At 47.5% G+C, this 12,494-nt stretch carries 10 protein-coding genes; 9 read left to right on the top strand and 1 reads right to left on the bottom strand.

Annotation, left to right across the window (positions count from 1 at the left end; genetic code table 11):
• The first annotated feature begins 35 nt into the window (after positions 1 to 35).
• From FCL46_RS21205 to FCL46_RS21180, 6 genes are all read left to right on the top strand, one after another.
• Positions 36 to 1,556 carry a metal-dependent hydrolase family protein gene (locus FCL46_RS21205; protein ID WP_217909482.1) on the top strand — a complete coding sequence of 507 codons (1,521 nt, stop codon included), beginning with the start codon at positions 36 to 38 and terminating at the stop codon, positions 1,554 to 1,556.
• Positions 1,557 to 1,627: 71 nt separating this feature from the next.
• Entirely contained in the window at positions 1,628 to 2,293 is a 666-nt protein-coding gene (locus FCL46_RS21200) for a DUF3299 domain-containing protein (RefSeq protein ID WP_136809023.1), read from the top strand.
• A gap of 181 nt (positions 2,294 to 2,474) precedes the next feature.
• Complete coding sequence (locus FCL46_RS21195) at positions 2,475 to 2,744, top strand: Kazal-type serine protease inhibitor family protein (RefSeq protein ID WP_136809024.1); 270 nt, start codon at positions 2,475 to 2,477, stop codon at positions 2,742 to 2,744.
• 13 nt (positions 2,745 to 2,757) lie between these two features.
• The gene (locus FCL46_RS21190) at positions 2,758 to 4,002 is read left to right on the top strand and encodes a carbohydrate porin (protein WP_167505975.1); all 1,245 of its coding nucleotides are present in this window, start codon (positions 2,758 to 2,760) and stop codon (positions 4,000 to 4,002) included.
• Between the two features lie 35 nt (positions 4,003 to 4,037).
• The gene (locus FCL46_RS21185; RefSeq protein ID WP_136809026.1) at positions 4,038 to 5,264 is read left to right on the top strand and encodes a hypothetical protein; all 1,227 of its coding nucleotides are present in this window, start codon (positions 4,038 to 4,040) and stop codon (positions 5,262 to 5,264) included.
• Positions 5,265 to 5,588: 324 nt separating this feature from the next.
• On the top strand, positions 5,589 to 6,455 hold the full coding sequence (locus FCL46_RS21180) for a hypothetical protein (RefSeq protein ID WP_136809027.1): 867 nt from the start codon (positions 5,589 to 5,591) through the stop codon (positions 6,453 to 6,455).
• A 419-nt stretch (positions 6,456 to 6,874) separates the two neighbouring features.
• Here the strand turns inward: FCL46_RS21180 and FCL46_RS21175 are convergent, their stop codons facing one another.
• Positions 6,875 to 7,126 carry a hypothetical protein gene (locus FCL46_RS21175; protein ID WP_136809028.1) on the bottom strand — a complete coding sequence of 84 codons (252 nt, stop codon included), beginning with the start codon at positions 7,124 to 7,126 and terminating at the stop codon, positions 6,875 to 6,877.
• Between the two features lie 182 nt (positions 7,127 to 7,308).
• On the opposite strand from FCL46_RS21175, the gene FCL46_RS21170 reads away from it, so the two are divergent.
• The 3 genes from FCL46_RS21170 to FCL46_RS21160 all read left to right on the top strand — a co-directional run bounded on the left by FCL46_RS21170 (position 7,309) and on the right by FCL46_RS21160 (position 12,131).
• Positions 7,309 to 9,168 carry an amidohydrolase gene (locus FCL46_RS21170; protein ID WP_136809029.1) on the top strand — a complete coding sequence of 620 codons (1,860 nt, stop codon included), beginning with the start codon at positions 7,309 to 7,311 and terminating at the stop codon, positions 9,166 to 9,168.
• Positions 9,169 to 9,653: 485 nt separating this feature from the next.
• On the top strand, positions 9,654 to 11,255 hold the full coding sequence (locus FCL46_RS21165) for an amidohydrolase family protein (protein WP_217909481.1): 1,602 nt from the start codon (positions 9,654 to 9,656) through the stop codon (positions 11,253 to 11,255).
• Positions 11,256 to 11,321: 66 nt separating this feature from the next.
• Positions 11,322 to 12,131, top strand: a complete 810-nt coding sequence (locus FCL46_RS21160) for a transporter family protein (protein ID WP_136809031.1) — start codon at positions 11,322 to 11,324, stop codon at positions 12,129 to 12,131.
• Positions 12,132 to 12,494 lie beyond the last annotated feature (363 nt).

Here is a 12,494-nt window from a genome sequence, read left to right as displayed (position 1 = left end):
TCAACATTAGGCATGAAAACTATAGGAGGAAAACCATGCTGAAACAAATGAAGTCATATGCGTCTGTGGGAGTGATGGTCGCCAGTTTTGGACTTGCTGGTCTGTCTATGGCTGCAGACAAATATCCTGCAGAAGTCATACTTTTCAAGGATGTCAATATCTTTGACGGAGTCAGTGAACAGCTGAAAATGGACTACGATGTGCTGGTTGTCGGAAACAAGATCAAGAAGATAGGCAAGGACATCCCCACCGGCGGCACCTACGAAGTCGAGATAACCACTGGCGGCGAGAGAAAGGTGAAAGCTGTTTCTGATGTTGGTGGCAGCGTATATGATATCACTGTAATGGAACCTGGAGCAGAGACCACAAAACAAGAGGTTGAGGTCAAGGTTATCGATGGCGGTGGGCGTACGCTGACCCCGGGCTTCATCGAAGCCCATGCGCACCTGATGTTAATGGGGCCGTCGATTGGTGCGATGGAGACGAACTCGACCTGGGAGGATTTCGCCATCCACGGCGCGCGGATGGCCGAGATGTACCTGATGCAGGGCTTCACGACGGTGCGCGATGCGGGTGGTGCCAATGGTGGCCTGCAGCGGGCCATAGACTCGGGACAGATTGTGGGGCCGCGGTACTATCCGTCTGGAGCATTTCTGGGCACGCGGGGCGGGCATGCCGACTTCGGGACGTTCACGAACCCACCAGGTTCGCCAACGAATTTCAGCCGTTTAAATATGGCACAGGAAGTCCACGGTGTTGATGACGTCTACAAATACGGTCGCAACAATTTTCGCATGGGCGCCACACAGTTGAAGTTCATGCAGTCGGGCGGTGTGGTCTCAGCGTTCGACCCCTGGCAGCTACTCGCGGGTTCACCGGAAGAAATCAAAGCCGCGGTACATGTTGCCAACGAGTACGGCAGCTATGTGATGGCTCACTCCTATAGGAAAGAAGCCATCATGAATGCTCTGAATGCCGGCGTGAAGACCATTGAGCATGGCTTCAGCTTCGATTGCGAGATTGCAGAGGTCATGAACGAGAAGGGCGCCTACATCACCACGAACCTGACGGCCTTCGATCCTGGTTTGCTGACAATACCGGCTGTCGCCAACCAGCCCTCGAGCCTGGCCAAGGCGAAATCGGCATCAGCGACCTTCGCAAACTACATCCCAAATATGAAAAAATGCCCAGTGCCGCGCGCTTTCCAGACCGATTGCGTCGGTTCCGTCGAGGCCTGCAACATCCAGATCGCCTATGAAAAATACCTCAACAACGAGTTCTTCGGGCCCTACCAGTCGCTTGTTACGATGACGTCAATCGGTGGTGAGATCATGGCGCTATCCGGCGACTTCACGAACCCCTATCGCGAGGGCAAGCTCGGCGTGATCGAGGAAGGTGCCTATGCCGATATACTCATCCTCGATGGCAACCCGCTGGAGGATTTCTCAGTTATCGGCACCGGTGACAAATGGTTCGACGCCGAACCTCGTCCGGAAAGCCCCGAGACGATTCGGATCATCATGAAGGACGGTAAAATCTACAAGAACACACTTTAAACCTGAACCGTGTGGGCGGCAGCGTATGCTGCTGCCCCGTTACGTTTTTTCCTGGAGATAGAGACAGAGATATGCGTTCAATTACTCTTTATATTTCTGCCATTGTGATCATGCTTATTGCTTCGTCTGTCAATGCAGACGAAATCGTGCATATGGACTGGTCAAGACTCATTGACCAGTCAGTACAGGATTACGATGACCCTTACCGAGACCTGTCACAAGAGCAGCTGATTAATTTTGTTACGGTTGCCCAACTGCTTGAAAAGGCAGAACAAGGTGAATCAATCGATAAAGAGCAGCTCTCTCGGAAGACAGCTTCTCTGACCGAAGAAGGCATTGATGTTGATGATCTGATTGCCCAGCGCTGGATCGTGGCCGAGCGACGTGAACGTGCTGCAGTTTCAGGCAACAAGGCAGTCGATGGCCGCGAGGTTAGTTTGTTCGGTTTCGTGATTGCTGCACCCGTGGATGCTGACGGCACATCAACGGCCTACCTGGTCCCGGAACGTGGTATGTGCAGCCATACGCCGCCACCGCAGCCAAACCAGATTGTTCGACTGCGCTTGCCCAACAAGTGGCAGCCCAAGGCACTGTACCAGCCGGTGCGGGTTTCGGGACTACTTTCAATTGAACCCACCAATCGTACAATCCTGGTAGTCGACGGGCCGGTGCCAATGCATGCGACGTTTAGTATGGCTGTGTCGAATATCGAAAAGCTGGGTTTTTACAAAAAATAACCGGGAGGTTGTGTGATATTAAACGTATCAATAGTACAAGGCGCCGCCGCGCGACGGTGTGGAGACCATCAACCTGATCATGAAGGACGGCAAGATTTATAAGAATACGCTCTAGAACTAACGACATTGCAGAGCGCAGAAGCGTTCCGCAATTAACTCTACCCTGCATGTGAGGAAGAAAATGAAAAGACAAAGCCGGATAACATCGTTTGTGCTCGCCATTTTCTTCCTCATGGGCTGTGTTGCAACTAATGGACAACATAACCAATTATCGGATTACAAAAAACATACTGTCTGTTCTGACCCCCGGCCCCAGGTTTGCACCATGGATTATAATCCTGTCTGTGGAGAAAAGAAGGATGGCAGTCATCAAACGTATTCCAACGGCTGCACAGCATGCTCTGACCATGAGGTCATTGAATACGTAGATGGTGAATGTGAGAAGCAATAAACTGGAGAGAAGGATGAAAATGATAAAATTCGCATTGTGTACGTTTCTGCTGACAGCATTTGCTACTGCTACGCTGGCAGAAGAAGGCGAATCGGGAAGCAAAACAAGTCCGCTGCTGAGCCCGGATGAGGTTGAGAACCAGATCAACATGGACCAAGAGGTCAATCCTTTGTACGAATCAAAGCTTTTTGCTCCGATTCAGGAATGGAAAACCGGCGTGGCAGAGAGAACCGGCTTCAACTGGAGTCTCGACTATTCTGCTTTGTTCATGGGAGTCAGCGGAAGTCCGGGTGAGGATTCTGCAAGTAGTGGCATGGTTCGCTTCTTTGGGTTCTGGGATCTGGTCAATCGCGGCACTCCTAACAAGGGAAGCTTAAACTGGAAGGTTGAGAATCGCCACAAATATTCTGATATACCTCCGAGCGCATTAGGGTTTGAAAGCGGCTATGCCGGGATTTTTGAGCCGCCGTTCAGCGACCAGGGGACACGGCTGACCAACCTCTATTGGAAGCAATATTTAAGCAAAGGCACATGGGCTATCGTCGGAGGTTTTCTGGACGTTACCGATTTTGTGGATGTCTACCTGATGGCCAGTCCATGGACCGGGTTCAATAACTTTGTATTCTCGACAGGTTCGGCTGCTACCGACCTTCCCAACGATGCCACTCTAGGTATCGGTGCAGGTGGGATGGTGACAGACAAGATTTACATTCAGGCAGGAATTGCCGATGCCAACTCAGATCCGACCGAACCTTTTGATGGATTTGATTCAGTGGCCAGCGATAGTGATTTTTTCAAATGGGTTGAAATCGGTTTCACGCCAAATCAGGACAATCTCTATTTTGACAACATTCATCTAACCTTCTGGCAGATCGACGAGCGTACCAACGGCACACCCGATGGCTGGGGAATCAATGTTTCCTGGCAGAACTGGATAAACGACAAATGGCTTCCTTTTGTACGGGGCGGCTATACAGAAGACAGCGGCAGCCTTCTTGAAAAATCAGTAACAGTCGGTCTCGGGTATCAGCCCGTTCCCATGCGTGGCGTTATTGGCCTGGGATTCAACTGGGGCAAACCCAATCAGACATCATTTGCAGGTGCAGACGATCAGTATACAACAGAACTGTTCTGGAGACTTCAGCTGACAAAAGAACTCGCTGTGACACCTTCGATTCAATATATCAAAGACCCGGCGTTGAATGATGATGAAGATAATCTGTGGGCATTTGGGTTACGGCTTCGCGTAGCATTATAAATACTGCAATGATAAACAAAAACAGGAGATTAATCATGTCGATAAGCGAAGGCTTGGGCTTAAGAATCTTGAAGCCAATAGCAGTAGGCACTTTACTCATTTTCTGTTTCGTAGCACTTGCACATGCTAACGAGTGGATACCTGTTACCGGGAAAGAAAATCTGCATAAGTATATGAGTGGGAAAAAACTACAACGTACTTTACCCAATGGAAACCTCATCAGAGGTGAATATAACCATGACGGAACCGGAACATTGTTTGCCTGGGGCGCAACTATTCCAAGGACCTGGGAGGTGAAAGGAGACAATCAGGTTTGTATTAACGCGGAGCAGGAGATAGCCTGTTATCAATTTGAGCGTAATAGTGATAACGAAAAGCTATATCGGGCCCGTGAGGTTGTCTCAGGCAAGGTGACAGAATTTGAGGTGATTGGCGGTGCAGCAATAACCATCGGAGAACCCGAAACAGTTGATAATAAAGGTGGAGCAGCAAAACCTTCAGCTGCAGAGCTTGCTGCTGAGCTATCCAACCCCAATAGCGCCGTGGCTACCTTGACATTTAAAAACCAGTTACGCTGGTTTGAGGGAGACTTACCTGGTGCTGACGATCAATCGAGCTATACATTGCTTTTTCAGCCAGGTCTGCCTTTTGTCTTGGAGAATGGTGACAAGCTCATCTGGCGACCGGCCATCCCGTTCCTTGTTGATCAACCAGTATTTGCAGGAGGGTTCGGAGGAGAAACAGGCTTTGGTGACATTGCATTTGATCTTGCATATGCCCCCAAATTGAGTGACAGCAGCCTGATGTTTGCCTACGGGATAATCACCTCACTGCCCACTGCTACTAATGATCTGGGATCTGGTCAGTGGACTCTCGGCCCTGAACTTCTTATCGGGAAATTGAACCCGAAATGGGTTGCTGGATTATTCCCGAGTCATCAATGGGATGTCGCTGGCTGGACTGAAAACCAGATTAACATCACCTCAATTCAAGTGTTTTACACCTATCTACCTGGTGGAGGATGGAGTGTCGGCTCTGGTCCAACAATCACCTATGATTGGGAGAGTGAACAGTGGACTGTACCGTTGCAGATCAACGCAGGTAAGACTGTTGTCTGGCACGGTAGACCATGGAAACTCTCGGCAGAAGTGAATTATTATGTTGAGAAAGCTGACGACTTTGGTCCAGAGTGGATGATCAGTTTAAATATTGCTCCTGTTGTGAAAAATGGCCTTGCGAGCCTGATTGGCCTGGGGGATTAAAGTTTACAGTAACACTACGTATTATTGAGCAGCTACAACGTATATCTCCTCTCATTTTGATGAAGCATCGGTGTATTAATTTGGCACTTGAGGCATCAACATATGCGATTACATCGTGGTTTTATTCTCTGCATAATAGTCTTCTTTCTGGTCACAAATGGTTGTACGCGGGTTGGGCCGGACATGATGTACAAGGACCGATTCGATTATACAACTGCGGTTGGAGACTCATGGAAAGAACAGGTCTTGTTGAATATCGTCAGGATACGATATAGCGATTGGCCAACTTTTGTGACTGTAGACCAAATCATAACTGCATATACGATGGAACATACTGGTACTGCAAGGCTTATTGGTAAGCGTGGAATCTCAGATGTTCTGACAAATGACCAGGCAGAAGCCGGTTGGGTAGGAAAATTCGCTGAAAGACCAACAATTTTATACAAACCACTTTCAGGAGAAAATTATGTCAATGCTATGTTGACACCTGCTAAACCTGCTTCTGTATTTGCACTGATCGAGTCAGGTTGGCCAGCTGATCATCTTTCCCGTATCGCACTTCGATCAGTGAGTGGTAATTTCAACTCAAGCGCTCAATATGGAGTGATGCATCGAACAGATGTCGCGTTCGCACAGTTTATTACGATGCTCAAAGTCTTACAAGCCGCTGACGCGATGAGAGTTTCAATAAGGAAAAATGAAAAGAAACCAGAAACTGTCACTCTAAGAATATTTCCTGAAAAACTGACCATAAATCAGCGCAGCGACCTTCGAGACCTGAAACAAAGATTAGGATTGGATGTAAGTAAAAACTCATTTGGGATTGTTAATGATTCAGATTTCCACAATCAAGAGAATGTTTTTATTCAAGGCCGTTCTTTACTACAAGTTTTGGTGGCACTTTCAACAGGGGTGCAAATCCCTGAAACTCACATCAGTTCAAGGGTCGCACCACCTTTAAAGCCGATACCTGAGAAGGACATGTCTGGCTTATTGCCTCTCATGGAGATCCAAAGCGGTTCGGAAAATCCTGGAGATGCATATGTGGCGGTGAAATATCTCGGCATGTGGTTTTGGATTGATAAAACTGATCATTTCTCGAAAAGATCTCTTCAATACGCGCTAACGCTCATAACGCTACTTGACTCGAATAACAAACAAGGGGGGAGCGTTGTTATTCCAGTAAACTGAGTTTGCTTCTTTATGAGATCTCGTTTGAAAATATTCACTTGTTCTTCTGGCATGCAGTCCTGCCAGGACTTTCTTTTGTGTGAAACAGCGGTGACAAGTTTACATCTGGTATGTATTGATGGTGACACACTGCGTGAACCAAATGCTGTTTCATGGGGTCGATCTCGGTTTCAGATGTGTTCGCAAGTGGGAGTCATTGCGGTGTTCAGTAAAAAGGTGCTGCACGATGTTGGTTATTGGTCCCTTGATATGATAATCAATGATATCGATGTGATCCGGACGTTACAGAGCTCCGGCTGGTACGTCCTCTATAAATTTTGGTACTTCGTGATGAAGCTGGCAGAATTCTTGAAATGAATAGTGAGTGATCTCAGTCTGAAGATTTCCTCCCCCCACACAATTTTCATCAAAGATTCAGGTTAACTGGAAATAGTTTTGTTAGCATCTCTGCTGCTGGCCAGTACTTGACGAATCATCCCAGCGATTTCACTTTTAACCATAGGCTTATTGATAAAACCTCTAGTGCCCGCTTCAAGTGCCTGATCTTCCTTAATGACTCGATTATTCAAGGTTTTTAAAGAATGAAAAGCCGGATAATCCAGAAACGGCAGTCTTGTATTTCCTGGTTGATAGAGGACATACAGGTGACTAAAGAGATGATCGATATACATCTTGAGTTTTTTACAATCCTCCAGAAATCATAATAATTCAGAAATATTCATTCAGTGTACTACGAAATTTCTAGACTAGCTGGTATAGTGTGTTAGGTTTTTGTGCCGAGAAGCAAAAAACTCCTTCTGATACTTTTCGTTTTATAGCACTTTTATTACCCATATCAACCAAGGATAACTTTATGAAGACTCTATTGGGTTTAATAACTGGACTGTTTTTTCTGAATCTTGCCCAACCGATATTTGGTGCAGAATCTGTGGATGTTATTTTTCACAATGGTTCGATACTCACTATGAATGACAAACAGCCTGAAGTTGAGGCGATCGCGGTAAAAGAAGGCAGGATTGTCGCTATTGGAGATGAGGCAACTGTCTTACAGAAATCAGGGAGTACAACCACCCGAGTTGACCTCTTGGGAAAAACTATGCTTCCAGGGTTCTTTGATTCTCATGGTCATGCCTGGTTAGTGGGTTTCCAATCTCTCACCGCAAATTTACTTCCGCCTCCTGATGGAAATGGAAAGGATATTGAGTCACTTATAACGCTACTCCAGGACTGGGCAAAAGCTAACCAGGAAGGCATCGAGAAAATTGGCTGGATTATTGGGTTTGGTTATGACAATTCTCAATTAGCCGAAAATCGCCATCCGACTCGTCATGACCTTGACCTGGTATCTAAAGACATTCCGGTTCTCATTGTCCACCAGTCCGGCCATCTGGGAGTAGCAAACTCGAAAGCTCTGGAAATTGCCAAAATATCTGCCGCAACTGAAGACCCGGCAGGTGGAGTTTTTCAGCGTGAAGAAGATAGCAAAGAACCAAACGGTGTTGCTGAGGAGTACGCATTTTTCCAGTTAGCCGGTGCTTTCGCACAATCATTGAACACCAATATCAACGATATGTTTGTCGTCGAAGGGGTAAAAATGCTCGCCTCTTATGGCTATACCACTGGTCAGGAGGGCAGGGCAACTGCTCCGGCACTTGATGCAATGAAGCGTGTTGCTGACTCCGGTGCGCTGAAGATAGATCTGGTTGCGTATCCAGACATCCTTGAAGTTGAGAATATTGAACCAACAGGCACGTACACTAACCGCTATCGTATAGGCGGTGCCAAACTCACCATTGATGGATCTCCCCAGGGGAAAACAGCATGGCTGACAGAACCGTATTTTATACCACCTCCGGGAAGGGATAAAAATTATGTTGGTTATCCGGCAATCACTGAAGAGCAAACCTTAAAAGCGATTCAAAAGGCCTTTGCTCATAACTGGCAGATTCTCTGTCATGCTAATGGTGATGCGGCCATTGATCTGTTCATTAAGGCTGTTCAGATCGCCAGAGAAAAATTTCCGGATGTTCACAACAGACCGGTATTAATACATGGTCAGACTTTACGAGAAGATCAGGTCGATCAACTGAAAGAACTCGCAATTTTCCCATCTCTTTTTCCGATGCACACCTTCTATTGGGGTGATTATCATCGTGACTCAGTACTTGGACCTGTGCGCGCAGAAAATATTTCCCCAACGGGATGGCTGACAGAGCGCGGAATGATGTTCGGGACTCATCATGATGCTCCTGTAGCTCTTCCTGATTCAATGCGGGTATTGTCTTCAACAGTTACACGTCGTTCACGTACCGGTGATATATTGGGGGCGCATCAACGTGTTTCTGTTGATACTGCTCTGAAAGCAATGACTATATGGCCAGCCTGGCAACATTTCGAAGAAGACCGGAAAGGCTCCATTGAAGTTGGTAAACTTGCCGATCTGGTTGTTTTGTCTGGCAACCCGATGAAGGTTCCAGAGGACCAACTTGACGATTTGAAGGTGCTGGAAACGTTTAAAGAAGGCCGATCAGTTTACAAACGACCAGCTCATGCAGCATCACTCTCTGGTGCAGCATTATTCGGAGTGACAGTGAGTGACCCTGTGTGCATACTTCATGAACATACCGGGTTTAAACCTGTTTGCGGTGACGGCTGTTTTAACCATGGCTTGAGTGTATTTATCGGCGCAATACAAGCAGCTTCAGGACAGTGATCTTGGCGGCCGTATGATTAAGAACTTCAAAGAGTCACCTTCCCATGCCTCCTATCAATGAGGCACCGTATTTAAAGATAGTGACCCGTATAAATCGGGGATAATGGCCAGTGCATCTACGTTTCTCTGAAGAAGGATATGGCTATGGTCTGGTTTTCCAACGTCTATAATAAATCTCTGTGCCTGCTGATTTATGCGCGGGCCATTGTGCAAAGGTAATAGAGGTGAAATGAAAAGGTGCAAAAGTACATGGACACAACGGCAGGAGAGTATTGTGTAATAGATGCAGTCAGATAAGCAGATAGTAGACGCTCCCAGGTTATAAATGCTGCAGTGGTGCACGCTCCCAGGTTATAAATGCTGCAGTGGTGCAATGATCATCCTTAAAAGGAGAAAGAATGATCCTGAAAATTTTTCGAGTAATTACACTATTGATTTTTCACTTCGCCTTAATCTCAATATCCTTTGCACAGGATTATGATCTTGTGATTTTGAACGGTCGTGTCATGGACCCGGAGACTATGTTTGATGCAGTGAGCAATGTGGGCATAAAAAATGGCCGAATAGCAGTTATCACCACGGATAAAATTACCGGAACCGAAAAAATTGACGCAAAGGGTCTTGTGATCGCTCCCGGCTTTATCGACACCCATGTCCATGGAGTGGACCCCTTCACCATAAAGATGATCCTGCGTGACGGCGTGACCACTGCTATGGATCTTGAGGTCGGCGCAATCCATGTCGGAGAGTGGTACGACGGGAAAACGCAATCCGGATGGCAGGTCAATTATGGTACAACCACCAGCCATGCGCTGAACCGGATGAGGGTGCATGATCCGGAAATTGCCATGAACGAGCCAGTAGATATGGGCAACGCAGCCCATTACATGCATGCCGCAGGTGAAGACGGCGTTGTAGGTTGGGCCATGACAAAGGACACTGTTGAAACGATGAATAAGGTGTCTCGTTTCCTTGACGAAGATTTGCGGCAGGGAGCTCTTGGTCTTGCTGCAGTTCCCGCCTACATGGCCCGTGGATTGACAACCTATGCCCTTTTCGAGGCCCAGCGTGTTGCCTCTCGCTATGGACGCCTTACAGCAGTGCATACCCGTTTTCATCTCTCTTCCGAACCGCCTACGGAAGCTGCCCTCGGCTTTGACGAGGTATTTACCAATGCATATCTTCTCGATGCGCCGCTGCTGGTGCAACATAACAACGATTACGGGTGGTGGGAAATAGAAGAAAAACTTCAGCTCGCCCGAGCCAAGGGCCTTAACATGTGGTCCGAGCATTATCCATACGCTTCAGGTGCTACAGCAATTTCTGCGGATTTTCTTCGCTCTGAAGTATGGGAAGATATTCAGGGCAACCGCTACGAGGAGACCATCTTTGACCCTCAGACAGACAGCTTTTTTACTCGTGAGACTTTTCAGGAGACAGTTGCCAGTGATCCCAGCCGGTCTATCGTGATATTCATGCCATGGCGGGAGGAATGGATCAAGTACTGGCTTACCATGCCGCACATGGCCGTGGCTAATGACGGCCTGCCCGGGCATGAAGCAGACGGGAATCTTCTACCATGGGACGCCGATTACTCAGCATACGAAGGCAATCCACGCACGGCCGGTACACATGCCAGGACATTACGTCTGGGGCGCGAGCAGAGTGTGCCCCTGATGTTTCAACTTTCACAACTCAGCTACTGGTCGGCCCTGCATCTCGGTGACTCCGGGCTACAGGATATGAAAGACAGAGGGCGGGTGCAGGTAGGGAAAATTGCAGACCTGACGATCTTTGATCCAGAAACAGTTACCGACAACTCAACCTTTACGGCAGGTGAGAACGGCCTTCCCTCCACGGGCATTCCCTATGTGATCGTAAACGGCACCGTTGTAGTCAAAAAATCCAAAGTGCTGGCGGACGTGAAGCCCGGCCAGCCTATCCGGTATCCTGTAGAAGAAAATGGACGGTTCAAGCCGGTGGATGTGAATCGCTGGATCAGCGAGAAAACAATCATACCGGTTGCCTTGCCTGCGGTGGACAATTGCGGAGCGCATGTCTTTTCCGATGACGAAGTTGAAGAATAGTCCTTTCTGAAAAGGAGTATACAACAGATACGTAATCTCATTGAAAATTAGTAAGGGTAAAAAAATATGAAACTTTCCAGAATTGCTCCAATCGCTACTGCTGTACTTATATGTTGTGCTATCCCCACTGTTCTTCTAGCCAAAACCGAGGAAGAACTGGCCAAACAGCTCCAGAATCCGGTGGCGGCTTTGATCAGTGTACCGTTCCAGTTTAACTATGATAGGAATATTGGCGCAAATGACGATGGTGAAAGGTTGACCCTCAATATCCAGCCGGTAGTACCGGTTAGTATCAGTGAGGACTGGAACCTTATCTCTCGTACTATCCTGCCTGTTGTCTATCAGGATGACATTTTTGCTGGTGCGGGCAGTCAATCGGGTATTGGCGATATTGTACAAAGTGTGTTTTTCTCGCCAAAGAATCCAACAGAAAATGGCTGGATTTGGGGTGCCGGCCCGGTATTTCTTTTTCCCACCGGTTCAGATGACCTGCTGACTACCGACAAATGGGGAGTGGGCCCGACAGTAGTGGCACTCGCTCAGCGAGGCCCCTGGACCTATGGTGCTCTTATGAACCATATCTGGTCTTTTTCCGGTGATGACGACCGCGACGATATCAATGCAACATTTCTTCAGCCGTTTCTTTCCTATACAACGCCAACGGCATGGAGCTTTACATTGCAGGCAGAGAACACGTATGACTGGGAGAATGAGCAGTGGTCAATACCTATTGCTGGGATTGTTTCGAAAGTGACAAATATCGGTGGGCAGACCGTCAGTTTTTCAGGTGGCTTACGGTACTGGGCAGAATCACCAGACAGCGGACCAGAGGGCCTGGCCTTTCGCGCGGTTATCACCTTGCTGTTTCCAAAATAGTTTATTGCGGCAAATCTACTTGACCAGATGATGATGCTTCAACAATACATGTATTAAAATGGAAAGAGAAGTTTGCCCACTGGTATGTATAGCTGCATTGATACTCGTAATGGAATTTATTCTTGTCATCTCAACGTTACAAGAAATCAACATATCCATTCACCTATAGGTTCTTCCTGTCCCCTTCCTTTGTAGAGATACAGGAACTATAAGGTCAACCTGGTTTGGGATGCTACTGAATTAATTATGCGGAGCGTCGGCCATCAGGAACGAGATGCCGGGGGGAATGTTTATGTTGCTTATAGAGGCTTGTTCCTGATTAAAACGGAAATCTGACCTATGGCCCACCTGCCTGTAAAGCGA

This window comes from Desulfosediminicola flagellatus (assembly GCF_005116655.2).
Taxonomy (GTDB): domain Bacteria; phylum Desulfobacterota; class Desulfobulbia; order Desulfobulbales; family Desulfocapsaceae; genus Desulfopila; species Desulfopila flagellata.
This window is presented reverse-complemented; position numbering and strand designations above follow the sequence as displayed.